Here is a 24,123-nt window from a genome sequence, read left to right on the forward strand (position 1 = left end):
GGAAAGTGTTTCCCGCTCAAGTGGCTTAATCCGTTCCGGACGACCGCTACGCTTCTGGCCAGAACCACGAGCAACAGGCGGATTCGGGAATGAGCGCTTTCGAGCATGACGGCGAAGAGTCCACGCTGGTGCAGCCAGCAGGGATGTCGGCGATCCGATCCAGGGAATCCGCGACGATCACGTCGCTTCGCGTCAAGCATATCGTCATGTGGAACGTGCGTTCGGACACGCCCGACGAGCGACGCCGGTCGATCGCCTTGGTCAAGAATGGCTTCGAGTCGCTGCAGGGGCGGATCCCCGGCCTGATCGTGGTCGAGGTCGGCGTGGACCACAGCCGGATCGACTATGCCTGCGACGTCGTGCTCTATACCGAGTTCGAGGATCAGGCATCGCTCGACGCCTATACGGTGCACCCCGCGCATCTGTCGCTGCGGGACCAGTTGGCCGGCGTTCGCACGGCGCGTCATCAAGTCGACTACCACCATAGTTGAATAAAGCGACCCGCGATCTCGATGCGCAATAGTGTCTCGCGCAGTATATCCGTCGCGAAACGACGGTTGATCATGCTGCACTGAGCGTCCTGCACGCCGCGAAATATTGAAGACACCCATTGGGAACGCCCGATAGAGGCGGAATCTGGAGAGAGACATGAGAAAGACCGTGTTGTGGTCGCTGCCGGCAATCGTCCTGATACAGGTTGCGTCCGCCTCCGCGCAGACGAACGCGCCGCAGGCATCGACGCCCGATCCCGCACCCTCGCAATCCAATCCCGTTCCCGCCTCTGTGGAGCCGGGGATGACGCAAGGGGTTCTGGGCGACTGGGGCGGTGTACGGCTCGATCTCTACCGGCAGGGCATCGATCTCCAAATCGGCTATGGCAACCAGACGGCAACCAACCTGGCAGGGGGAACGGGCCATAGCCTGACCACCATCGGCCAAGCCTATTTCGGCGCCGGTCTTGACCTCTATCGGCTGGCGGGGCTCTCCGGTGGCAAGTTCCAGCTGACGATCACCAAGCGGCACGGCGTCAATCTGACCGCGAAGGAGAACCTCGGTCTGTATCAGCAGGTCCAGGAAGCCACCGGTCGCGGCAATGTCTTTCGACTGACACAGGCATCGTACGAACAGACGCTCCTGAACGGAGCCTTGACCATGAAGGCCGGGCGATTGCCTGTCGGGAATGACTTCGGCGCGTTCGGCTGCGACTTCATGAACCTGAGCTTCTGCAACGCGCCGCAAGGCACGCTGCCCTATGGCTATACCTATTTCTACGATGGACCGGTGAGTACCTGGGCGGGGCTTGGCCGGGTGAACCTCAATGGCAAATCGTTGCGTGGCTACATCCAGGCGGGTGTCTATCAGACCAACCCGCGTACGACCGATCCCACGAACGGCTTCCGGCTCGGGTTCGCCGGCGGGACCGGCGTGCTCCTTCCCGTCGAAGCCGCGATCTTCCCCGATCTGGGCGGAGACCGCCCCGGCTCGTACAAGATCGGGGCATGGTACGAGACGTCGAGGACGACGGACGTCGCCTACGACGGCGAAGGTCAACCAATCCTCGCGACCGGGCAGGCCGGCCGTGCGGTTCGGGGCCGATATGGCTTTCATGTCCAGATCGAGCAACAGATCACGCCGTCGCCCGAAGGCCTCGGCCGGAATGGGCTTTCGGTGTTCTTCAATATCGTGCAGTTCGATCGTCGGACCAGCCTCGTCGACAGTCAGATCGCGACCGGCGCAACCTGGACAGGCCCGTTCGCGTCGAGGCCCAACGATCAGTTCGCGGTCGCCGTTGCGAGAACCCAGACCAATCCCAGGTACAGTGCCGTGGAACGTCGGGTCGCTGGCCCGGCGACCCTCGGGCTCGGCTCTGAGTACGTGATCGAACTCGACTACCGGATTGTGCCGGCTCCTGGTCTCAAATTCTCGCCGAACGTGCAGTGGGGTATTTCCCCAGGCGGCAGATCGGACCGCCACAACGTCGTGGCGATCGGAATGAAGACGTCCCTGTCGCTTTGAGCAGGGGCTGGTCCGGTCGATCACGAAGCCTTCGAGTCCGCGGTATATTGTCCCGATCAATCAAATGCGCTTTCCCGCCCATCGGGACAATACATCGCAATTGCCCTGTTGACCCTATGAAGCTGCAATGGTCAGATGCTTCGAAACAATGCCGCGCCCGACGCGGTGATGTGCGCCTGGATGCGTGCGGATGGAGCAGGACGATGCCGGCAATCACGAGCTTTACCTACACCGCAAACCCGAGCCGGGTAGTGTTCGGGTCGGGTACGCTCCGACAGGTGGCGTCGGAGGCGGAGCGCCTGTCGCTGAGCAGGCTCCTCGTTCTGTCCACTGCCCCGCAGAAAGATTCGGCGGAGAGAGTCGCGCAATTGCTCGCGGGGCGAACCGCCGGGATCTTCAGCGGCGCGGTCATGCACACGCCGGTCGACATCACCCAACAGGCGCTCGAGATCATGTCCACGAGCGGGGCGGACGGTATCGTAGCGATCGGCGGAGGGTCCACGATCGGACTGAGCAAGGCCATCGCGCTGCGCACCGATCTTCCGCAAATCGTGATCCCGACGACCTATGCCGGGTCGGAGATGACGCCGATCCTGGGGGAAACGAAGGATGGCGGCAAGGTCACGCAGTCCAGCCCGCGGATCCTGCCCGAGGTCGTGATCTACGACGTCGACCTGACCATGACCCTGCCACCGGCTCTGTCGGGGACGAGCGGCATCAACGCGATCGCGCACGCCGTCGAGGCGCTCTATGCCGAGGATCGCAATCCCATCGTCACGATGATGGCGCTCGAGGCGATCCGTGCGCTCTACGAAGCGCTGCCCGCCATCACGATCGACCCGTCGGATCGCGCGGCTCGGTCGGCCGCGCTGTATGGGGCATGGTTGTGCGGCACCTGTCTTGGCTCGGTGGGCATGTCGATCCATCACAAGCTGTGTCATACGCTGGGAGGGACGTTCGACCTGCCGCATGCCGAGACGCACACCGTAGTCCTGCCCCATGCGCTGGCGTACAACGCCTCGGTGGTGCCGGACGTCATCGCGCAGTTGCGATCGACGCTCCAGACCGAAGACCCCGCCGCCGCGCTCTACGACCTTGCTGGCAAGGTGGGGGCCAAGCGCTCGCTGTCAGACCTCGGTATGGCCGAAAGCGCCATCGACGAGGCGACGACCCGCGCTCTGGCCAACCCCTACTGGAATCCCCGTCCGCTCGAGCAGGCTGCAATCCGAGACCTGATCGCGCGTGCCTGGCGGGGCGATCGCCCGTCCGCAGACGACAACGGCGGTCGGTCGAACATCAAGGATGCATGAGATGACCGTGGAGCCCGCAACGCAGGACAAAGCGTCGACTTATTTCGAGGAGGCGCGATCCGCCGAGGTCGTCAACGCCCGCATGGGCGCCGATGTCGATCCGCGCATTAAGACGGTGATGGCATCGCTCGTCACGCATCTTCACGATTTCGTGAAGGACGTGTCGCTGACCTCCGAAGAGTGGTTCGAAGGGATCAGGTTCCTGACCGCCGTTGGGCATACCTGCACGGATTGGCGGCAGGAGTTCATCCTGCTGTCCGATACCCTGGGCGTCTCCATGCTGGTCGACGCGATCAATCATCATCGCCCGGAAGGGTCGACAGAGAATACGGTTCTTGGCCCTTTCCACGTCGCGGGTGCGCCGCGCTATATGAACGGTGCGAACATCTGTCTCGACGGCAAAGGTGAACCGCTCGTCGTCCGCGGCAAGGTCGTCGATCACCGCGGGAATCCGGTCGCGGGCGTGACACTCGACACATGGCAGGCGAACGATGAAGGTTTCTACGACGTCCAGCAGCGGGACAAGCAGCCGGCGTTCAATCTGCGTGGCGTCTTCGAAAGCGACGAAGACGGACGCTATTGGTTCCGGTCGATCAAGCCGCGCTACTATCCGATCCCGTATGACGGTCCCGTAGGCGAGATGCTGAAAACGCTGGGACGGCATCCCAACCGGGCGGCGCATTTGCACTTTATCGTGATGAAACCGGGCTACGACACCGTAGTCACGCACATCTTCACACCCGACTGCACCTATCTGCCCGACGATGCCGTCTTCGGCGTCAAGGACTCGCTGATCGCCGATTTTCGGCATGTCGACGATGCCGCGCAAGCGGAGCGCTTCGGTGTCGCCAATCCGTTCTGGCTAGTGGAATGGGACTTCGTTCTGGCTCCGAAAGCGGCTGGGAGCGACGCAGACTGGTCGATCGAGACAGCCGAGGAGGATCGGACATGAACACGGGACTGGCTGGAAAGATCGCGTTTGTCACTGGTGCGGCCAACGGGATTGGCCGGGCGACGGCAGTAGCGTTTGCGAAGGAGGGCGTGGCACTCGCGCTGCTCGATATCGACGAGGCCGGGCTTCGTGGACTGGCGGGCGAGCTTGGGGACGTGCCTATGCGCTATGCAGTCGCCGACCTCAGCGATGCGCAGAGCATGCAGGACGGCATCGGCCAACTTCTGTCGCATTACGGTGGCACCGCGGACATTCTAGTCAACAACGTTGGTTCGGGATCGATCCGCACCTTCGATCAGCTCACCGACGACGACTGGGACAGGACGTTCCAGCTCAACTTCATGAGCTACGTCCGGGCGACCCGCCAGCTGCTCCCGGCCTTGCGGGAAAGCGGTGGCGCGATCGTCAACAACGCCTCGGACCTTGCGCGGCAGCCCGAGCCGGTACCGTCCGACTATTCGGCGCTGAAGGCGGCGGTGCTGGCGCTCACCAAGTCGCTGGCCCGTGCAGAAGGGCCGCGCGTGCGGGTCAACGCGGTGTCGCCGGGACCGATCTGGACACCGTTCTGGACCAAGCCCGGCGGATTTGCCGAAACCCTCGGCCAGCATCACGGCATGGAACCGCAGGCCGCCGTCGAGCATGAGATGAAGCGGCGCGAACTGCCGCTGCAACGGCTGGGCACCGCGCAAGAGGTCGCCAACGTCATCGTCTTTCTGGCGTCCGGCCTTGCGAGTTTCGTCACCTCATCCGTGTGGGGCGTCGATGGCGGCAGCGTTCGGGGCATCTAGGGCCGGAACCGCACGCGCGATGCGCACACCATTCGCAAACCTCTGCATGCAGAGCAGGAGATTTTCATGATCGACAAGGGCATGGCCGACGTCGCGGCGGCCGTCGCTGGCATCGAGGACGGCGCGTCCGTGATGATCGGCGGCTTCGGCACCGCGGGGATGCCCGATCAGCTCGTCGATGCGCTGATCGCGCGCGGGGTGGGCGACCTCACCATCATCAACAACAATGCGGGCAACGGTGAACGCGGCGTCGCGGCGTTGATCCGTGAGGGGCGCGTGCGCCGGATCATCTGCTCGTTTCCGCGCCAGAACGACTCCCATCACTTCGACGCCGCTTATCGCGCCGGCAAAATCGAACTCGAACTCGTGCCGCAGGGCAATCTGGCGGCGCGCATCCAGGCGGCCGGGGCGGGACTCGGAGCCATCTTCACGCCCACCGGCTACGGCACGTCGCTGGCGGAGGGCAAGGAGGTCCGCGAGATCGACGGCCGGCACCACGTCCTGGAATATCCGATCCGCGCCGACTTCGCATTGGTGAAGGCGCTGCGCGGGGATCGCTGGGGCAATCTCGTCTACCGCAAGACCGCGCGCAATTTCGGTCCGATCATGGCCATGGCCGCCAGAACGACGATCGCGCAGGTCGCGGAGATCGTTCCCTTGGGCGAACTCGATCCCGAAGCGATCGTGACACCCGGCATTTTCGTCCAGCGCGTCGTCGCCGTCGCGCCCGACAGCGCCAGCGACACCCGGTCCGGAGACACCATATGAACCGTTTGACCCGCGACCAGATGGCGGCGCGCGTCGCCCGCGACATTCCCGAAGGCACGTACGTCAACCTCGGGATCGGCCTGCCGACCAAGGTCGCGAACTATCTTCCGGCCGATCGCGAGATCCTGTTGCAGAGCGAGAACGGCCTGCTCGGCATGGGGCCGGCTCCGGCGTTTGGAGAGGAGGACTGGGACCTCATCAACGCCGGCAAGCAGGCCGTGACGTTGCTTGCAGGGGGCAGCTACTTCCACCACGCCGACAGTTTCGCGATGATGCGCGGCGGCCACCTCGACATCTGCGTCCTGGGCGCGTTCCAGGTATCGGTGACCGGCGATCTGGCCAATTGGCACACCGGTGAGCCCGACGCGATCCCCGCCGTGGGTGGCGCGATGGATCTGGCGATCGGTGCGAAGCAGACGTTCGTCATGATGGAGCTGCTGACCCGCAACGGGGACAGCAAGCTGGTCGAAACCTGCACCTATCCGTTGACCGGGCTGGGCTGCGTATCGCGCGTCTACACCGATCTGGCCGTCTTCGACGTCGGTGCCGGGGGCACGCAGGTTGTCGAACTGGTCGAGGGCGTGACCATCGACGACCTGCGCAAGCTTACGGGCGTGACCCTGTCCGTCCGACCATCGAAGTAGAGGATCACGACATGACCGAAGCCTTCATCTGCGATGCGGTACGCACGCCCGTCGGCCGCTACGGCGGCATTCTCGCCGGCATCCGCGCCGACGATCTGGGCGCGGTGCCGATGCGTGCTCTGGCCACCCGCAATCCGGGCCTCGACCCGGCGGCCATCGACGAGGTCATCTACGGCTGTGCCAACCAGTCGGGCGAAGACAACCGCAACGTCGCGCGCATGAGTCTGCTGCTGGCGGGTCTGCCGCATACCGTTCCGGGCGTCACGCTCAACCGGCTGTGCGCATCGGGGCTGGAAGCGGTCGGCGCAGCCGCGCGCGCGATCCGGAGTGACGAGATGGCGCTTGCGATCGCCGGCGGGGTCGAGAGCATGACCCGCGCGCCCTTCGTAATGGGGAAGGCGGACGCCGCCTTCGGGCGAGGGCAAACGCTCGAGGACACCACGTTGGGCTGGCGCTTCGTCAACCCGGCGCTCGATGCGCTCTACGGCACCGAAACCATGCCGCGGACCGGCGAGAACGTCGCCGGGGATCATGGCATCAGCCGTGCCGATCAGGACGCATTCGCACTGCGCAGCCAGCAGCGCGCGACGACCGGTCAGCGCGACGGCTTCTTCGCCGAAGAGATCGTCGCGGTCACGGTGCCGGGCAGGAAGCGCGGCGAGACGCGGGAGGTCTCCGTCGACGAACATCCGCGGGCGGAAACGACGCTGGAGATCCTGAGCGGATTGAAGCCGCTGTTCGGCCCGCAGGGAACGGTCACCGCCGGTAACGCATCCGGCATCAACGATGGTGCCGCCGCGATGTTCGTGGCGAGCGAGGAAGCCGCCAAGGCACATGGTCTGACGCCCCGGGCAAGAATCCTGGGCCTCGCATCGGCGGGGGTCGAGCCTCGGGTCATGGGCATCGGTCCCGTCCCTGCGACCCGCAAGCTGCTGGCGCGTCTGGGGCTCACCATCGAGGATTTCGACGCGATCGAACTCAACGAAGCGTTCGCCAGCCAGAGCCTTGCGGTCCTTCGCACCCTGGGGCTGCCCGACGACGCCGCGCACGTGAACGCCAATGGCGGGGCGATCGCGCTGGGTCATCCGCTCGGCATGTCGGGTGCCCGGCTTGCCATGACGCTGGTCCATCAGCTCGAGAAGACCGGTGGCCGCCGCGGCCTGGCGACCTTGTGCATCGGCGTCGGTATGGGGCTCGCATTGGCTGTCGAGCGGGTTTGAGCGCGTTGCGCTCTACGTTCCGATCATCAGGTTCATGGAAAGGTTGATAGGATGGCCGGAAGGCTCGACGGAAAAGTAGCGATCGTCACCGGTGCCTCGCAAGGCATCGGCGCGGCCGTTGCACGACGCTTCGCCGCCGAGGGATGTCGCGTCCTCGCCGGCGACATTCAACCCGTCGCCTTCGACGGTGTCACGGGCGTCCGGCTCGACGTATCGGACGAGTCGGACTGGGCCGCTGTCGCGCAGCAGGCGTTGCAGACATGGGGCCGCATCGACATTCTGGTGAACAATGCCGGGATCATCGGCAGCTACGATGGCGTGGCCGATATCGATCTCGCCATCTGGCGCCGGGTGATCGACGTCAATCAGACCGGGCCGTTGCTGGGGATGCGCGCCGTGTTACCCGCCATGCGTGCGGCCGGGCGCGGCTCCATCGTCAACGTTAGCTCGATCTGGGGGAGCGTCGGAGCACCCGGCCTCGCGGCCTACACCGCCACCGAGGGGGCGATCCGGAACCTGACCAAGAGCGCCGCGCTGTTCCATGCGCGCGAAGGCATCCGGGTGAACTCGGTTCATCCCGGCCTGATCGCGACGCCGCTCACCGCGGCACAGTCGGAGGAGCAAAACGATGCAATCACCGCCGATACGCCGATGGGGCGGTTCGGAACGCCCGAGGAGATCGCCGCGGGTTGCCTCTTCCTCGCCAGCGACGATGCGTCCTTCGTCACCGGTTCGGAACTCGTCATCGATGGCGGCTATCTGGCTCGCTGATCTTTCCGGCCTCGCCATCGCCCCTACCAACGAAGGAGACTGACATGTCCGCTCTGACCCTGGCATCGCTGCCAGCCCCGCTGCGATCGATCGCGACGCAGCCGCTTTTCGCGATGCGGTTCGACGTACGCGGGCCGGAAAATGTCGGCGCGACGCCTGGCGCGGACCGTCGCATCGGCGTCATCACCGGCGGCCGTTTCGAAGGCGAGCGTCTACGCGGCGAGGTGCTGGATGGCGGCAGCGACTGGCAAAGTGTCCGCCGTGACGGAAGCTGGACACTTGACGTACGAGTGGTGCTTCGAACCGACGACGGCGCGCTGATCGGCATGACCTATGGCGGTGTGCGGCGGGGACCGCCAGAGATTCTTGCCGCTCTCGCCCGAGGCGAGGACGTCGATCCGGCCAGCTACTATTTTCGCAGCAACCCGGTGTTCGAGACCGCCTCCGAGAAATATGCCTGGCTGAACGGAATCCTCGCGATCGGCACCGGTCACCGCTTTCCGGACGGTCCGCTCTACAGCATCTTCGAGGTCTTGTGACGGCATGCCCGCCAAGTGCGGACACGGCGGTCATCGCAGGCGCATCGCCGCTTGCGATGACGGTGCCGAGACGTGCTCGTCAGTCTTTGAAACTGAAGAAGACGGCCGCCATGTCGTCCTTGTTTCGGCCGGACGCGGCGACTTCGCGGTAACCGGCATTGAGCGCCTGCATCAGCGCGGGGTCGGTCTTGCTTTCGGTCATGGCCTGCGCGACCAGCGCGGTGTCTTTGACGGCACCCTCGACGGTGAAGGCGGGATCGAACTGGCCCTTCATGATCGCCTCGCCCTTGATGTGGGCATACCCGCAGTCCTGCGAGCCGCCTTTGATTGCACCAAGAAAGCCGTTCGGATCGATACCCAGATTGGACGCCAGAGCGACCGCCTGTCCCGTCGCGCTGGTGACCGACATCGCCCAGGATTGAACGACCATCTTCAGGCGTTGCGCCTCGCCGGGCTGCGTACCGCAGTCGATCACGCGGTCGCCGATGGCGTCGAACACCGGCTGCAACCGTGCCTTGCCGGCGGCATTGCCCGCCGATACGACGATGAGCGTGCCGCCCTCCGCCGCGTCCTTGCTGCCGAGGACGGGAGTATCGACATAGGCGATCGAGCGGTCGACCTTCGCCGACAGCTCCCGAACGCCGGCAAGGCCGACGGTCGCGCTCTGCATCCAGACCGCGTCCGGCCGCATGGCGGGAAGGGCCCGTGCCATCACCTGCTCGACCGCTGCCGTATCGAACACCATCGTGATGACGATGTCGGCCTCGGCCACCGCTTCTTCCGGCGTCTGTGCGACGCTCGCTCCAGACGCGCGCAGCGCGTCGGCCTTCGCGGCCGTCCGGTTCCACACTGTGACGGGCAGGCCGGCCTTACGCAGGCTGCGCACCATGCCAGAGCCCATGATGCCGGTGCCCAGCAACGCGACCTTCGGGTGCGTCTCGCTGCGCTCGCGTGCCTCGGCGATACCGGCAGCGGCGGTCAGGCCGACCGCCGCGGCACCGGCGCCAATCAGGATTTCGCGTCGGGTCGTCATGATCGTATCTCCATTCGCTCGACAGTGGCCAAGTCACACGTCGAAGATGGATGTCGCGCCTCGCTTGGATTAGATCGTCCGTATTCAACTGTGCGTTCGCGTGCGTTCACCCTCACGGTGGTTTCTCGAAATCCACCCGCGATTGGGGCATCGCGATTTTCATCAACGACGGACGAGCCGGTATGACGGATCATTTCAACGGCATCGCCGTCTTCGTCGAAGTCGCCGGCGCTGGCAGCTTCACCCGCGCCGCCGAACGGCTAGGCCTCACTAAGTCCGCGGTCAGCAAGGCCATCACGCGGCTGGAGGAACGGCTTGGGGAAATCCTGTTCACCCGTTCCACGCGCAACCTGACGCTTACCGTCAGCGGCGAGGCGTATCTGGCGAGCTGCGTCTCCGCGATCGACATCCTGCGCGACACGGAAGACGCGCTGGGCGGCCGTGGCGATGCCCCGCGCGGCCGCCTCCGGATCGACATGCCCGCCGCCTTCGGCCGCCGCGTGCTGGTCCCGTTGCTGACGGAGATCTGCGAGGCGACCCCCGACTTGCAATTGTCGCTCAGCTTCACCGATCGGGTGATCGATCCGATCGAGGAAGGGGTGGATCTGGTCGTCCGCTTCGGGCGAAGTCGGGATGCGGCTGGGCTGATGGCCAAGACGTTGGTGGAACAGCCCCAGCATATCTGCGCGTCGCCGGCTTATCTCGCACGGTACGGGACGCCCGCCACTCTCGACGATCTGGCCCGGCATGTGTGCCTGGTCGGTTTCAGGCGTGGCGTGCCGGGGCGATGGTCGGTTCGCATCGACGGGGTAGGGCAGCAGATCGACCCCCCGCCTGTCCATCAGATCGGCGATGGCGACGCGATCATCGCCATGGCGATCGCCGGCATGGGACTATGCCAGATGCCCTCCGTGCTGGTCCGCGAAAAAATCGCGGACGGGCGGCTCGTACCGGTGCTGGAGGAATTGCGCGGGCCCGACGTGCCGGTGCAGCTGATCTGGCCCGGCACGCGCCAAGCCAGCCCGCGCGTCCGCTACATGATCGATCGTCTGGTCGATCTCGGGCACGCGGGTCGGCTCGGCTGACGGGTTATGGGCGCCAGCGGCGCAGGGGCGTGCCCTTTTCATACGGCATCGGCGACGGGATGGAGAGCATCTCGATTACCGACCCCCACGGGGTGCGGCCATAGCAGAAATAATTGCCGTCGCCTTCCTCGGGACCGAACATGAACGCCTGCGGCTCGCTGAACATCGTGCCGCCCGCCGCCTCGAACTGCGCGACGGCCGCCTTGATGTCGTCGGTATAGACCGCAAAGTGCTGTAGCCCGTAGTCGGACGGGCGCACGGGCTCGCGCTGCTCCGGGCTCTCCATCTGGAAGAGTTCCAGTCCGGGCCCGTTGCGCAGCTTGACCATCCGCACAGCAGCAACCTTCGTGCCGGGGAACAGGTTGAGCATTTGCTCGGTCTCCGCGCCCTCGTCGGGTGCGTCCGATAGGGTCTTCGAGTCGTAGATTACCTCGGCGTCGAACGCCGCTGTGAAGAAGCGGGTCGCCGCCTCGATATCTGGAACCGTGATGCCGACATGGTCCATGCCGTGGACGGGAGATGCGCGCATGATCTTGTCTCCTTGGGTCAGGGTGGGGGTCAGACTGCTGTCAGTTTGGAGGTCAAGGCGGGATAATCGGTGTAGCCGGTCGATCCGCCGCCATACCAAGTGTCGCGATCGGGCGTCGCCAGCGGAGCGTCGTCACGCAGGCGTGCGACGAGATCGGGATTGGCGATGAACGGCTGCCCGAACGCCGGCAGGTCGATCAACCCGTCGTTGACGAGGCGTCGCGCCCGTTCAATCGTCATCGATCCCGCCAGGATCAGCGTGCCGTCGAACGCGTCGCGGAACCGGCGAAGAAACGCATCGTCGATCACCGAGCGCCCGGCCGCCCAATTGTCGTTGAGATGGACATAGGCGATCTGCCGCTTCGCCAACTCGCGCGCAAGGAACAGGTACGTCTCGCCGCCGTCGTCATAGACAGGCATGTCGAACTGCTGGTTGAACGGCGCCAGCCGGATACCGACCCGCTCCGAGCCAATCGCCGCGATCATCGCGTCGATCGATTCGAGCACGATCCGCGTGCGGTTCTCGACCGACCCGCCGTACCGGTCGGTGCGGTCGTTCAGCACCGGGTTAAGGAATTGCTCGAACAGATAGCCATTGGCCGCATGCAATTCGATGCCGTCGAAGCCCGCCTCCCGGGCATTGCGCGCGCCGCGGACAAAATCCTCAACCACCCGCGCCACCTCGCCGGTTTCCAGCGGGCGCGGCACGCTGGGTTCGACCATCCCGGTCGAGCCGTCGTCGAGGAACACGAATGCCTGGCTCCTGGGATCACGCGCCGGCTTGGCTGTCGAACTGACCGGCTGTCCACCGTTCGGCTGGAGTGAGACATGCGACATGCGACCTACGTGCCAGAGCTGCGCGAATATTGCGCCGCCCTCCTCGTGAACCGCATCGGTTACCAGCCTCCAGCCCGCGACCTGATCACCTGACCAGATGCCGGGCACGTTGATATAGCCCTGGCCTTCCGGCGAAACGGGCGTCCCTTCCGAGACGATAAGTCCCGCGCTTGCGCGCTGGCGATAATAGAATGCCGTCTCTGCATCGGCGACATAGTCGGGCCGGCGGGCACGCGTCATCGGCGCCATGACGATCCGGTTACCGAGCCGATGCCCGGCGAATTCGTAGGGTTGAAATAGGTCGATCATCTGCTCTCTCGCTGTTCGAGAAGAAGATGGTGATGCTCGCCGGGCCGACAATGGCGCATTAGAGCGCTTCTGTGTTTCCAAGAGGGAAACCTTAAAGTAATGCAGCTCGGCCAAGGCTATTGAAAACTTTCCACCCAGCAGAATCACCGTGAGGTTCTATGTCATGAGACTTTGCAAAGACGACGGATGGTATAGCAATTAAACTACCCAGAGATTATAAATTATCCTGGAGCTGCACAGCGGCAGCGGCGCTAGCCTAATAGCGGAAGTCCATCCATTATCGCAGTCAACGCAAGCGCGGTCTGTAGCTCCATCGCGCTATGCCCGGCATTCGTGACCAGATAGGTCGCTGGAGGGGTGCCAGCTGCGGTCAATGCTTCCTTGAGTCGCGATGCTTGCGTAAGCGGGCTGGCTTGGTCGAAACGACCATGCACGATATGAGTCTGAATGTAGGCGATCCGGTCAATCCTGCTAAGAATATAATCATGTTCGAGAAACAGATCATTAGCGAAAAAATGTGCCTCGATCTGAGCAAATGATAACGCGAATGCTGCTTCGCCAAATTTTCCCGGATGCTGTTCAGGAATAAGGTTCGATATTGCGGCTTCCCAAACGGACCAGGCGAGTGCAGCGCGCAGTTGCAGCGCGCGCTCGGCGTCAGTTGTAGGATTCATATCGAAGATCGCCTTGTAGGCAGCCATCATGTCGCGACGCTGGTCAATGGGAATGATCTCTACAAATGCCTTCCACTCTTCGGGATAAGAGACATAGCTGCCGGGTCTCGTAAGTGCGAAGGGCGCATCGGCAAAGCTTTCGGCATTTCCCTGATACATATAGAGCAGGTCGTCGCGACATCCGAGGAAGATGCCTCGCAGGATTAGCGTAGCAACGTGCTGCGGGTATCGAATAGCGTAGACCAGGGCCAGCGTACTGCCCCAGCTCCCTCCGAACACATGCATCTTGCTAGTAATGCCGAGAGCACCCCGTAGCTTGTTGATGTCTTCAACCAAGCAGTCCGTGGTGTTACCGTTAAGGGCAACCGCCGGCCCCGCGTCGGCAACAGTCGGCTCGCTCTTGCCACATCCGCGTTGGTCGAAAATAATGACGCGGTAGCGCGTAGGATCGAAAAAGCGCACCATAATTGGAGCGCATGCTCCCCCTGGCCCTCCGTGCAAGAACATTACAGGTTCGCCTGTTCGGCTACCATATTCCTCCCAATAGAGCCTGTGATTTGGCTCTGAGGCGACCTGCAGCAGCCCGCTGCGACCGGCCCCCGCTTCGGGATACTTCCATTCGTCTGTGATTGTGCTTGTCGATTGCAATTCTGAAAAATCGATCATTGTTTTTCGTCACTTTGCCAAGAACAGGTAGATGTATGTGGCACAGCCGGTAAGCTCAATGTCACGATATCTGCAGGAGCAAGCTCATTGCACGCCGAATCGAACGGTTTCACATCAAATACATTACAGCAGCTTGTCCAATGTTATTGGCAGGTCACGTATACGGCGACCGGTCGCATTGAAGATAGCGTTTGCAACAGCCGCACCCACGCCCGTGATGCCGATCTCGCCGATGCCGCGTGCGCCCATCGGTGTGTGCGGATCAGGGATGTCGGTCCAGATGACGTCGATCTCGGGCACGTCCATGTGCACCGGCACGTAATATTCAGCGAGGCTCGGGTTCATGATGCGCCCCAGCCGTTCATCGAACTGCGTCTCCTCCATCAACGCTAGGCCAAGCCCCATGATGATACCGCCACGGAACTGGCTGGCCGCAGTCTTGGGATTGAGAATACGACCACAGTCGAACGAGCCAAGGAAGCGACGTACGCGAACCTCCCCGGTTACGGCGTTGACTCCCACTTCGCAGAACATGGCGCCGTGGCTGTGCATCGACCAATGCTGCGTTTCGAGTGGTGGCGGAGCGGTGCCAACAACCACCAGGTCGTCCCGCTGGGTACGTGCTAAGATCGAAGCGTAGCTTTCGTGCCGGCCTGGCTCGTCGAGCTTGGCAAGGCCGCCATCGATGCCGCCCACTTCGTCTACTGTCAGCCCAGCGATTGGTGAATCGTTGCCCGCAAGCTTGAGCAGTTCTCCCACCAGCTCGCGGTGCGCGGCAATCACCGAGGCTCCAATCGAGGCGGTCTGTTGCGCTCCGGCGCCGCGGACCACACCGGGCTGGAAGCTGTCGCCATATTCGAAGTGCACCTTGTCGAGCGGCAATCCAAGGCGATCGGCAATCACCTGGGTGTGCGCCGTCATGGTCCCCATGCCCATCTCGTGTGCAGCAATCTCGACTGTCACAGCGCCGTCGCGTGACAGCGTCATACGTGCCGCGCCACCTGGCTCGCGGTAATAGGGGTAGGTCGCCGTGGCGACGCCCATGCCGATCTGCCACTCGCCCTCGCGCCGAGCGCCCGGCCCGGCCCGCTCCGACCAGCCAAACCGCTCCGCGCCGTCGCGGTAGGCTTTCTCCGTATCACGTTGCGAGAACGGCGCGCCCGTCAGCGGATCCTTCTCAGGCTCGTTCTTCAGGCGCAGGTCGATGGGATCCATATCCATCTGCACGGCGAGCTCGTCGATCGCGCTTTCGAGCGCAAAGCTGCCGACTGCTTCGCCAGGAGCGCGCATGAAAGTGTTGGGCAGCGTGTCGACATAGGCGATCTGGAGATCGAACTTGAGACTGCCGCTGGAATAGACGCTCATGACCGGCAGGATGAACGGCTCCGGCATGGGGTTGTGCGGGCTGACCGCCGCCGTTCCGGTATGAACCAGCGCGTCGAACGTGCCGTCCGCCTGTGCCGCGATCGCGACACGCTGCTCGGTCTGACCCCGGCCGCCGATGACGCGGTAGACACCTTCACGCGAGAGCATCAGGCGCACCGGCCGCCCGGACAGCCTGGAGGCCGCGGCGGCGAGGACCTGATGCCACCACAGGCACTTGCCACCGAAGCCGCCGCCGACGAACGGAGATGTCACACGAACCTGATCTTCCTCAACCCCGAACACCTGGGCGAGGCTCCAGGCTGTGTGTGCGACAAGCTGCGAGGCATCATGAACGCGCAGCGTGTCCCCGTCCCATGCAACGGTGCAGGCGTGGAGCTCGATCGCGTTGTGGTTCTGCCGCGGGGTTGTGTAGGTGACGTCGACCGTGTACGGCGCGGTGGCCAACGCCTTGTCCGTATCCCCGCTCTCCATTTTGAGCGGCATACCCCTCATCACGCCGGTATCAGTGCCGTTGGCCTTGGCTTCGATAAAGGTAGTGACCGCGGCCTCGGTGTCATACTCGAAGCGGAGCAGCGACGTGGCGTGATCGGCCTGTTCCTGCGTTTGAGCGAGCACAATCGCGATTGGCTGTCCGTTCCAGTGCACGCGGTCGTCCTGCATGATCGGCAGGTCGATGTTGCCTGCCGCCTTTGGCTTGGAGTTGAGCAGCGGAGTGCTCGCCATCTTTGGCGCGTTGAGGTGCGTCATCACCAGAGTCACGCCGGGCGCGGCTTCCGCTGCCGCCACATCGATCCGACTGATGCGCCCCTTGACCACGTTGCTGAACGCGACCGATGCGTAGAGCATTCCATCGATCGGGAACTCGGCCGCGAACGTCGCCGCTCCGCGCACCTTGAGCGGACCATCGAGCCGAGAGAGCGGCTTGCCGATATTGCCGTGCTGTTCGCGGATCAGGGGATCAGACCTGCCACCCGGGATGAAGCTATCTGGGGCGAGCTGAACCGCCTTCATCATCGCCATCTGCGCAACGGCCTGCACCGTGTTCTTGGCTTCTTTGAAGACGTTGCTCATGCTTCTGCTCCCGCGAGTTCCGAGAGCACGGCAACAATCGTGCGCGCCGCCAGCTCGATCTTGAAACCATTGTCGTTGAGCGGCCTGGCATCGGCCAACTCTGCCTCTGCCGCCGCGCGGAAGGACGTCGCATTTGCCGGGCCGCCTTTCAGCAGCATCTCCGCCTTAACCGCGCGCCACGGCTTGTGGGCCACCCCGCCAAGCGCGAGCCGCACGTCCTTGATCATGCCATCTTCGATCTCGAGCGCCGCAGCCACGGACACCAAGGCGAAGGCGTAGCTCGCCCGGTCGCGCACCTTGCGGTAGTTGGAATGTGCTGCAATCGGCGACGCCGGCAGTTCGACAGCGGTGATCATGTCGCCAGCCTCGAGCACCGTCTCGATGTCCGGTCGGACGCCTGGCAGGCGATGGAAGTCGTTCAGGGCCACGCTGCGGTTGCCCCCAGTGCCGCTGATGTGGACCACCGCGTCAAGTGCGGTGAGCGCTACGCACATGTCGGATGGATGCGTTGCTACGCACGCGTCTGATGCGCCTAGAATGGCATGGATGCGGTTGAAGCCATCGATCGCGTCGCAACCCTGCCCTGGTGTACGCTTGTTACAGCGCGCACCTTCATTGTCGTAGAAATAGGTACACCGCGTGCGCTGAAGCAAGTTGCCGCCGACCGTCGCCATGTTGCGGATTTGCGCGCTGGCGCCTGCCGAGATCGCGCGAGACAGCACTGGATAGCGGGTACGCACCGCCGGGTGTGCGGCGAGAGCACTGTTCTTCACGCCCGCGCCGATCAGCAGGCCGCCGTCCTTGCGCTCCTCAATCATCTCGGCGAGCCCGGTTACGTCGACAAGCGCGGTTGGTTTCTCGACCGTTTCGCGCATCAGGTCGACAAGGTTGGTGCCGCCACCCAGGAACTTGGCACCCGGCGCGGACGCCAGTGCGAGCGCCTGGTCCGCATCTTCCGCACGCGAATAGCTGAACGGGATCATTGCGCTACCTCCTTGACGAGCGCGGCGTCGTCCTGTGCAGCGTGGGCGCTCCCGTAGACCTCGCTGATCGCATCGATGATGCCGTTGTGCGCGCCGCATCGGCACAGATTGCCGCTCATCCGCTCTTGGAACTCGGCACGGCTGATGGCGATAGTCTCGGCCGCGAGGTCTTCAGTTACATGGCTCGGGATGCCTCGGGCGATCTCGCCTGCCATGCCGATGGCAGAGCATATCTGGCCCGGTGTACAGTAGCCACACTGAAAGCCATCATGTTCAATGAAGGCAGCTTGGAGCGGGTGCAGGCTTCCGTCGTTGCCTTCGGCCAGACCTTCGACGGTCGTGATCGCGCGGCCATCATATTGCACGGCGAGCGCCAGACACGAGACGATCCGCTCGCCATCGACCAGGACCGTGCAGGCGCCGCAAGCGCCTTGGTTGCAGCCAATCTTGGTGCCAGTAAGGTGCGATTGCTCACGTAACAGATCGAGCAGCGAAGTGCGTGGGTCATCGGGAATGGAGACCATTGAGCCGTTCACTTGGATGGGCATATCTGGCCTCCTTCCGGGCTGTTGTCAGACACTCTGCAATGTGTTCGCCCACGACATGTGTTAGTAGCGCCCACAATGATTGCTGATCCAGGTCGCTATCGGCGTTTGATAGCGTCCGCAATTAAAATTGCGATCGGACGTTTGGAGTTAGCGATGAAGGTTTCGAAAGAGAAAGCCGCAGAAAACCGAACGGCGCTGCTAAGTGCGGCTAGCCGGCTGTTCCGGCTTCGTGGCGTCGATCGGGTCGGCGTGAAGGATATTGCAAAGGAGGCCGGGCTTACCCAAGGTGCGCTGTACGCTCACTTTGATTCCAAGGAAGCGCTGGTTGCCGAAGCCTTCTCACACGGCTTTGCGGGAGCAATGGTCGATAGAGTCGCTTGGGCCGGAGACCGGGAGCCCGCATTTGAAGAGTATCTTGCCGCGTTCCTTTCGATCCAGTCGCGAGAGGACATGGGCACAGGTTGCCCAATGGTTGCCTCTTTCAGCGAGGTGGCGCGCCAAGGGGATGCAGTCAGCGCGAGCTTTGCGTCGGCCTTCAAACATTGGGTAGGAGTGCTTGAAAAAACTCTCGACAGTTCGATCGACGCGCCAACCAAGCGTAGAATCGCAATAGCCGCGTTCGCCTCGCAGGTAGGAGCGGTTGCCGTTTCGCGGGCAATGACCAAAGCCGATCCTTTGCTCGCGGATGAGGTCCTAGATTCCGTGTCTGAAGCCTTCAGAACGGTGCATTCCGATGCCAAAGCGCGCTTGGCAGCAATATAGGTTTGAATTTATTTTGCATACAAATCAATACTTATCTATCATAAACAATATTCTTAGTTATCTATTTAGACTATTTGAGCATCCTGTCGAGCTCCCGCATCATGTGGGCGCAAAGTTCTCGCGAGGCTTTTTCAAGTCGGAAGTGGTCCGACTCCAGCCCATCCACGCATTCACTATTAAGTAGTCCGCGTGCTGCATCCTCGAAATCGACTCTTCCACCCATTCGCACTGTAAGGTTGTGCACAAGCTCCATTGCACATTGCGCAAGGCGTAAGGCAGCATCGGCCCTGACCTTGGTGTCCCAGGCATCATTCTCGTCCACAATCATTATATGTCGACGTTGATCAAGGGTGATATGGACATGCAGCGGTATCTCCAAAACGCGCTAAATTTACCCATTGAGCCCGTCACTCCAATGCACACTATTTCATTTCCTTTTTGATTGACGTCAGCGATCCAACACCAGCGTGCATAGAAACCTGTTGACACCGATCACAACGATTGTGGGAATGGGTAGTTCCCATTGATAGTGACCACCACGAAAACGCGATCAGACGTCGGGAGATAGCGGTGTCTGCGGGTCGACGGATCCGACCGGGATACTTCTGATTACCAACCAAGCTGGATGTCCGGTTTTGCAGCCGTCGGAACGCCTTTTCGCGACGCGCGATCGGTTCATCCATTGATGTCAATACCGCCCGCCTTTGGCTCAGCTATTTTCGCCATCGTGCTGCAAGGGTCGCCTGCAACAGATCAACATAGGTCCATCCTGCTGCACGGGCCGCAATGGAGGACAAGCTATCTTGGTCGTCCCGACTTGGTCGACCAGGACCGGTGAGGTTTGGCTTCATGTTCAAGTCGAATAGCTTGAACATACCATCTCGCGCACCACGGCAATCGATCCGTATTATAGTTCGCGCATCGACTAAAGCAGCTGCGGTTTCGCACGCCCGCACCATCGCTACTATGGCTGGATCCTCTTGCCGTGTCGCATCGATCGCGATTGAATTTGCGGTAACCGGCACGTCGCCGTTATACGGTGCCACGCCGGCAGCTTGGTCAAAGCGGTATACTGCCGGCAATGCCCAGTGCGTACCGGCTATCGTGCCGTCTGGACGCGGAGCGTGAGGCGGCAGGACGGTGACGGTCATCTCGTCACCGTCCAGATATTCCTCGACCATCAGCACGTTGCCGAAGGTCGCCGCCTCGATGAGCGCTTCCGCAGCGGTATGCAGCTCGTCCAAATCTGCGACCCTCGTCACGCCCTGACTGCCCCGCCCGCGAACCGGCTTAACAATCATAGGGAACGTCAGGCCGATATCTGAACAGACACGGCTGACGTTTTCTAGGGCATGAACACCATCGCGGGCTTCCCGGGAGACAAGGAATGAGGCGGCAACGGGCAAGCCCGCAGCAATCATGATCCGGTTCGTCTCGAACTTGTCGTCGTAGATGTGGATAGCAGCCGGCAATTGCCCGACGATGTCGAAGTCGTGCAGCACCGTCTCGAGCGGGTGACCGGCAAACAACACCGTATTTGCCCACAGGGTGGATGCACCTGCCTTCGCTGCCGCACATATGCCTTCGATCGTGTCGGGAAACACCCAATCCAGCGGCACGGCGGGGTCGGGTGACGGGGACGGCGTAACTACCGCCTGACCGGCCGTTCGCAGCGCGAACGCGATATCTGCACCGCCATCGGAGTAGCCGCCGGGCTTTGCATCCTTGCGCAAGCCATCGATTACCGGGGGTGGTAGCGCCTGATACAACACCGCCACAACCGTAGGCTTCGTCATGTTCATGCCTTCATTTCGGGACGGCGACCGATGCGGGCACCACTCAACCAGAGCAGCGTCACCACACCCGCGACGATCAGTGCTACAAGGGTGAGTAGCGCGATCGGAAAGCTGTCGGTCGCACCGCGCACGACACCGATCAGCCACGTAACGCCCCCGGTACCAAGGTGAGCGATGGTGTTGATAGCAGCGATACCCCCCGCTGCCTGGGCAGGGCTCATGCGTTCCGTCGCGAAGGCCCAGAATGGACCCTTCACCGCAAAGTTACCGATCAGCGTCAGGCTAAGCAGCCCTAGGGTGATCGGTAGCGAGCTGGTGAAGTTCGTCAGAATGAGGCAAGTCGCCGACATCAAGAGCGGAAGCGCGGTTGCCCAGACCCGTTCGTTCGCCCGATCGGCGCGGATCGCCCACACGATCATGAAAACGGACCCGAGGCCGAACGGGATCATATTGATAAGTCCGGTTTCGAAGTTCGAGAGACCAAATTCCTTCAGGATCTGAGGCTGCCACAGCGACAACGAGTTGCTGGTCGCAGAAATGCCTGCGTAAACCAACGCGAGTGCCAACACGCGGGGATGGAGCAGCCCGGCGAGCACCGATCCATGCTTCTCATCAGGCTGAGCGCCGCGCTCGTCGGCCAACGTCCGTTCGAGCCATGCGGTCTGCTCTGGGTGTAGCCATGTCGCATCAGACGGCCGGTTAGGCAGGTAGCGCAGCACCAAGACCGCCAGAACGATCGCTGGGAACGACTCGGCCAGGAAAACCCATTGCCAGCCGCTGAAGCCCATCGCTCCATCAAGCGACAGCAAAGCGGCCGACAATGGCGATCCAAGGAAGCTGGAGAACGGCACGGCGATCATGAACGAAGCCACGATTCTGGCGCGATAGGCCTTGGGAAACCACTGCGTGATGTAGAGGATTACACCGGGAAAGAAGCCTGCCTCAGCCGCGCCCAACAGGAAGCGTAGCACGTAATAGCCCATTGGCCCCGAGACGAAGGCCGTGGCCATGCCGACGACACCCCATGTGACCATAATCCGGGCAATCCATGCGCGTGCCCCGAAGCGGGTCATCGCAAGATTGCTTGGTATTTCGAACATAACATATGCCACGAAGAACAGGCCGGCGCCCAACCCGAACGCGGCGTCACTCAGGCCAATGTCGGCCTTCATTGTCAACGCGGCAAAGCCGACGTTCACGCGGTCCACGTAAGCGATAAAATAGCAGACCATCAGCAATGGTATCAGCCTTAAGCCGACGGTTTTCATCGTGCTGGCTTGCACGTCTTCACTCATTGGCTGATCCGGCATCGGCCTGCTCCTTGATGCTCACGGGTATGCGTCATCACGCATCCCAGTTGCTGTAGGCGACTTGCTACGGCTGGTTCTTTGTGTTGTAAAGGACCATATGCAGATGCAGGTTTGCGTTGGAGATGAAGCGCGCTGTGGCCTTTGGTGCATGCGGGCGTCTCTCGGCGGATTGTAGAAGGCTCACGGAAATGATGTCGACGATCGATGCGGTGTTCATGCGCGGCGGGACGAGCAAGGCGCTGATGATTCACCGTGATGCGATGCCCGCAGATGTCGCCGATTGGGGACCACCGCTCATGGCCGCGATGGGAAGCCCGGACCCTTATGGGCGTCAATTGAACGGCATGGGCGGAGGCGTCTCGTCCGTATCCAAAGCGTGCATCGTCCAGCCGTCAGAGCGCGATGACGCCGACGTCGATTACAGCTTCGTCCAGGTCGTAGTGAACGGTGCCCGTGTTGATATGTCCGGCAACTGCGGAAACATGCTGTCCGCCGTGGCGCCATTCGCGGTCGATGAGCAACTGATCACGCCACCCGATGGTGAGGCCGTCGTCCGGGTCTACAATACGAACACCAAGAAGATCATTCATGCGACTTTTGCAGTTGCCGATGGTCGGACGGTCTACGCCGGCGATCTCGCTATTCCAGGAGTCTCCGGGACCGGTGCGCCGATCCGCCTCGATTTTATCGAACCCGGCGGGGCCAGCACTGGCAGGTTGCTGCCGACCGGGGCTGTTCGTCAGACGCTGGATGTGCCGGGCCTCGGCGCATTCGACGTCTCGATGGTGGATGCCGCCAACGCGTGCGTGTTCATAGCGGCCGAAGCGATTGGGCTGAGCGGTACGGAACTGCCGACCGAGATTGAAAGTGTGCCCGGGCTCCTTGGTCGTTTGGCGCAGATCCGCATCGCAGCCTCGGTCGCGATGGGTATTGGCCGCGACGCGGAACACGCGGCCACTGTCATCCATGTGCCCTTCGTCTGCATCATCTCCGCGCCACAGAATGCCGTCGACATGTCCGGCCAAGCTCACCGCGCGGATGAGATGGACCTGACCGCGCGCGTCATTTCGAACGGGGTGCCGCATCAGGCTCTCCCGCTGACCGCAACGCTCTGCACTGCGGTTGCGGCAAAGTTGCCGGGCAGTCTGGTGGCTGAAACCGTGCGGACCGGAGGGGACGGGACGCTTCGTGTCGGCATGCCTTCAGGCATTCTCACCGCGGACGCATCGGTTGAATGCCATGACGGCACGTGGTTCGCGAAGCGCGGTTCCTTCTTTAGAACCGCGCGTCCTCTGATGAAGGGGACGGTATTCGTCCATGCCTGACATCGACGCTATCGATGATGCCATCCGGACCGCGTTCGCGCCGTCCGGAACGCTACGCGTGACAATCAACCATGGCAACGCAGTAATCGCCAAGTGCGATGCGGATGGCGTTCTGAGCGGTGTCTCCGTCGATCTGGCGCGCGCGCTGGCGGAGCGGCTTGGCTTACCAGTCACCTTGCTTCCGTTTCCGTCCGCAGGACAGGCTGTTGCCGCAGTCGAAAGCGGCGCAGCCGATGTCGGATTCTTCGCCCGCGATCCGCAGCGAGCACGCGATATCGCATTCACAATGCCGGAGGTGCTTATCGAAGGCAGCTATCTCGTCCGCCATGACGCACCGTTCCTCTGGAACGAGGACGTAGACCGGCCGGGCGTCCGCATTACGGTCGGGCTGGGCAGCGCGTATGATCTTCACCTCTCGCGCACTATCCGCCACGCGACGATCGAACGTGCGCCCACGTCGCCGGCAGTCGTCGGCGTGTTCCTGGAGAGCGGGTCAGATGTAGCAGCCGGCGTGCGCCAGCAACTTGAGGCTGATGCACTGACACGAAGCGACCTGCGCCTGTTGCCTTGGTGCTTCATGACAATCGAGCAAGCGATGGGCATTCACCGTTCGCGTGGCCCGGCAGCAGCGCGCGTTCTGGCTCGCTTCATCGAGGATGCCAAAGCCGACGGCAGCGTCGATTCGGCGCTCGCACGACATGGGATCACCGACGTCCGGGTTGCCCCGCTGATAGCGGCAGATGGTCGCTGATCTGAATATCTGAATCTCGGCCGCACCAGTCGCGAAAGACGACAGGGCCGG

At 62.6% G+C, this 24,123-nt stretch carries 23 protein-coding genes; 14 read left to right on the forward strand and 9 right to left on the reverse strand.

The features are described from left to right. The first annotated feature begins 89 nt into the window (after window positions 1–89). The 10 genes from ASE78_RS10510 to ASE78_RS10555 all read left to right on the forward strand — a co-directional run bounded on the left by ASE78_RS10510 (window position 90) and on the right by ASE78_RS10555 (window position 9,008). Window positions 90–491, forward strand: a complete 402-nt coding sequence (locus ASE78_RS10510) for a Dabb family protein (RefSeq protein WP_200911034.1) — start codon at window positions 90–92, stop codon at window positions 489–491. Window positions 492–648: 157 nt separating this feature from the next. Beyond that, window positions 649–2,016: a carbohydrate porin gene (locus ASE78_RS10515; protein ID WP_082467145.1), complete on the forward strand. Its 1,368-nt coding sequence runs from the start codon at window positions 649–651 to the stop codon at window positions 2,014–2,016. 203 nt (window positions 2,017–2,219) lie between these two features. Further along, the gene (locus tag ASE78_RS10520; RefSeq protein WP_056496731.1) at window positions 2,220–3,326 is read left to right on the forward strand and encodes a maleylacetate reductase; all 1,107 of its coding nucleotides are present in this window, start codon (window positions 2,220–2,222) and stop codon (window positions 3,324–3,326) included. Window position 3,327: 1 nt separating this feature from the next. Beyond that, window positions 3,328–4,278, forward strand: a complete 951-nt coding sequence (locus ASE78_RS10525) for an intradiol ring-cleavage dioxygenase (RefSeq protein ID WP_056496734.1) — start codon at window positions 3,328–3,330, stop codon at window positions 4,276–4,278. Further along, window positions 4,275–5,066, forward strand: a complete 792-nt coding sequence (locus tag ASE78_RS10530; protein ID WP_056496737.1) for an SDR family NAD(P)-dependent oxidoreductase — start codon at window positions 4,275–4,277, stop codon at window positions 5,064–5,066. Before ASE78_RS10525 ends, ASE78_RS10530 begins: the two co-directional genes overlap by 4 nt. Window positions 5,067–5,132: 66 nt before the next feature. Beyond that, a complete protein-coding gene (locus ASE78_RS10535) occupies window positions 5,133–5,834 on the forward strand; it encodes a 3-oxoacid CoA-transferase subunit A (protein ID WP_056496740.1) in 702 nt (233 codons plus the stop codon). Next, a complete protein-coding gene (locus ASE78_RS10540) occupies window positions 5,831–6,478 on the forward strand; it encodes a 3-oxoacid CoA-transferase subunit B (RefSeq protein WP_056496743.1) in 648 nt (215 codons plus the stop codon). Before ASE78_RS10535 ends, ASE78_RS10540 begins: the two co-directional genes overlap by 4 nt. Before the next feature lie 11 nt (window positions 6,479–6,489). Next, window positions 6,490–7,698: a 3-oxoadipyl-CoA thiolase gene (gene pcaF, locus ASE78_RS10545; protein WP_056496748.1), complete on the forward strand. Its 1,209-nt coding sequence runs from the start codon at window positions 6,490–6,492 to the stop codon at window positions 7,696–7,698. Window positions 7,699–7,749: 51 nt separating this feature from the next. Next, entirely contained in the window at window positions 7,750–8,469 is a 720-nt protein-coding gene (locus ASE78_RS10550; protein ID WP_056496751.1) for an SDR family NAD(P)-dependent oxidoreductase, read from the forward strand. 44 nt (window positions 8,470–8,513) lie between these two features. Beyond that, complete coding sequence (locus tag ASE78_RS10555) at window positions 8,514–9,008, forward strand: DUF3237 domain-containing protein (protein ID WP_056496753.1); 495 nt, start codon at window positions 8,514–8,516, stop codon at window positions 9,006–9,008. A 79-nt stretch (window positions 9,009–9,087) separates the two neighbouring features. On the opposite strand, the gene ASE78_RS10560 is transcribed toward ASE78_RS10555, so the two are convergent. After that, a complete protein-coding gene (locus tag ASE78_RS10560; RefSeq protein WP_082467146.1) occupies window positions 9,088–10,041 on the reverse strand; it encodes an NAD(P)-dependent oxidoreductase in 954 nt (317 codons plus the stop codon). 50 nt (window positions 10,042–10,091) lie between these two features. On the opposite strand from ASE78_RS10560, the gene ASE78_RS10565 reads away from it, so the two are divergent. Further along, a complete protein-coding gene (locus tag ASE78_RS10565; RefSeq protein ID WP_200911035.1) occupies window positions 10,092–11,126 on the forward strand; it encodes a LysR family transcriptional regulator in 1,035 nt (344 codons plus the stop codon). 4 nt (window positions 11,127–11,130) lie between these two features. On the opposite strand, the gene ASE78_RS10570 is transcribed toward ASE78_RS10565, so the two are convergent. The 6 genes from ASE78_RS10570 to ASE78_RS10595 all read right to left on the reverse strand — a co-directional run bounded on the left by ASE78_RS10570 (window position 11,131) and on the right by ASE78_RS10595 (window position 18,128). Continuing rightward, on the reverse strand, window positions 11,131–11,655 hold the full coding sequence (locus ASE78_RS10570; RefSeq protein ID WP_056496758.1) for a VOC family protein: 525 nt from the start codon (window positions 11,653–11,655) through the stop codon (window positions 11,131–11,133). A 29-nt stretch (window positions 11,656–11,684) separates the two neighbouring features. Then, window positions 11,685–12,914, reverse strand: coding sequence for an alkene reductase (locus tag ASE78_RS10575; protein ID WP_235515010.1), 1,230 nt, complete (start codon window positions 12,912–12,914; stop codon window positions 11,685–11,687). 137 nt (window positions 12,915–13,051) lie between these two features. Further along, on the reverse strand, window positions 13,052–14,140 hold the full coding sequence (gene pip / locus ASE78_RS10580) for a prolyl aminopeptidase (RefSeq protein WP_200911036.1): 1,089 nt from the start codon (window positions 14,138–14,140) through the stop codon (window positions 13,052–13,054). A 123-nt stretch (window positions 14,141–14,263) separates the two neighbouring features. Beyond that, entirely contained in the window at window positions 14,264–16,597 is a 2,334-nt protein-coding gene (locus tag ASE78_RS10585) for a xanthine dehydrogenase family protein molybdopterin-binding subunit (RefSeq protein ID WP_056496764.1), read from the reverse strand. Beyond that, complete coding sequence (locus tag ASE78_RS10590; RefSeq protein ID WP_056496767.1) at window positions 16,594–17,580, reverse strand: FAD binding domain-containing protein; 987 nt, start codon at window positions 17,578–17,580, stop codon at window positions 16,594–16,596. Before ASE78_RS10590 ends, ASE78_RS10585 begins: the two co-directional genes overlap by 4 nt. Further along, window positions 17,577–18,128, reverse strand: coding sequence for a 2Fe-2S iron-sulfur cluster-binding protein (locus tag ASE78_RS10595; RefSeq protein ID WP_082467147.1), 552 nt, complete (start codon window positions 18,126–18,128; stop codon window positions 17,577–17,579). The genes ASE78_RS10590 and ASE78_RS10595 overlap by 4 nt, the downstream gene beginning before the upstream one ends. Window positions 18,129–18,281: 153 nt before the next feature. On the opposite strand from ASE78_RS10595, the gene ASE78_RS10600 reads away from it, so the two are divergent. Beyond that, window positions 18,282–18,890, forward strand: coding sequence for a TetR/AcrR family transcriptional regulator (locus tag ASE78_RS10600; RefSeq protein WP_056496773.1), 609 nt, complete (start codon window positions 18,282–18,284; stop codon window positions 18,888–18,890). A 713-nt stretch (window positions 18,891–19,603) separates the two neighbouring features. On the opposite strand, the gene ASE78_RS10605 is transcribed toward ASE78_RS10600, so the two are convergent. Beyond that, window positions 19,604–20,686: an ATP-grasp domain-containing protein gene (locus ASE78_RS10605; protein ID WP_056496776.1), complete on the reverse strand. Its 1,083-nt coding sequence runs from the start codon at window positions 20,684–20,686 to the stop codon at window positions 19,604–19,606. A 2-nt stretch (window positions 20,687–20,688) separates the two neighbouring features. After that, a complete protein-coding gene (locus ASE78_RS10610; protein WP_056496777.1) occupies window positions 20,689–21,996 on the reverse strand; it encodes an MFS transporter in 1,308 nt (435 codons plus the stop codon). Window positions 21,997–22,184: 188 nt separating this feature from the next. On the opposite strand from ASE78_RS10610, the gene ASE78_RS10615 reads away from it, so the two are divergent. Next, complete coding sequence (locus tag ASE78_RS10615; RefSeq protein WP_056496780.1) at window positions 22,185–23,321, forward strand: 2-methylaconitate cis-trans isomerase PrpF family protein; 1,137 nt, start codon at window positions 22,185–22,187, stop codon at window positions 23,319–23,321. Continuing rightward, window positions 23,314–24,072, forward strand: a complete 759-nt coding sequence (locus ASE78_RS10620) for a transporter substrate-binding domain-containing protein (RefSeq protein ID WP_056496783.1) — start codon at window positions 23,314–23,316, stop codon at window positions 24,070–24,072. The genes ASE78_RS10615 and ASE78_RS10620 overlap by 8 nt, the downstream gene beginning before the upstream one ends. Window positions 24,073–24,123 lie beyond the last annotated feature (51 nt).

It is taken from the genome of Sphingomonas sp. Leaf25 (genome assembly GCF_001421635.1).
Lineage (GTDB): Bacteria > Pseudomonadota > Alphaproteobacteria > Sphingomonadales > Sphingomonadaceae > Sphingomonas.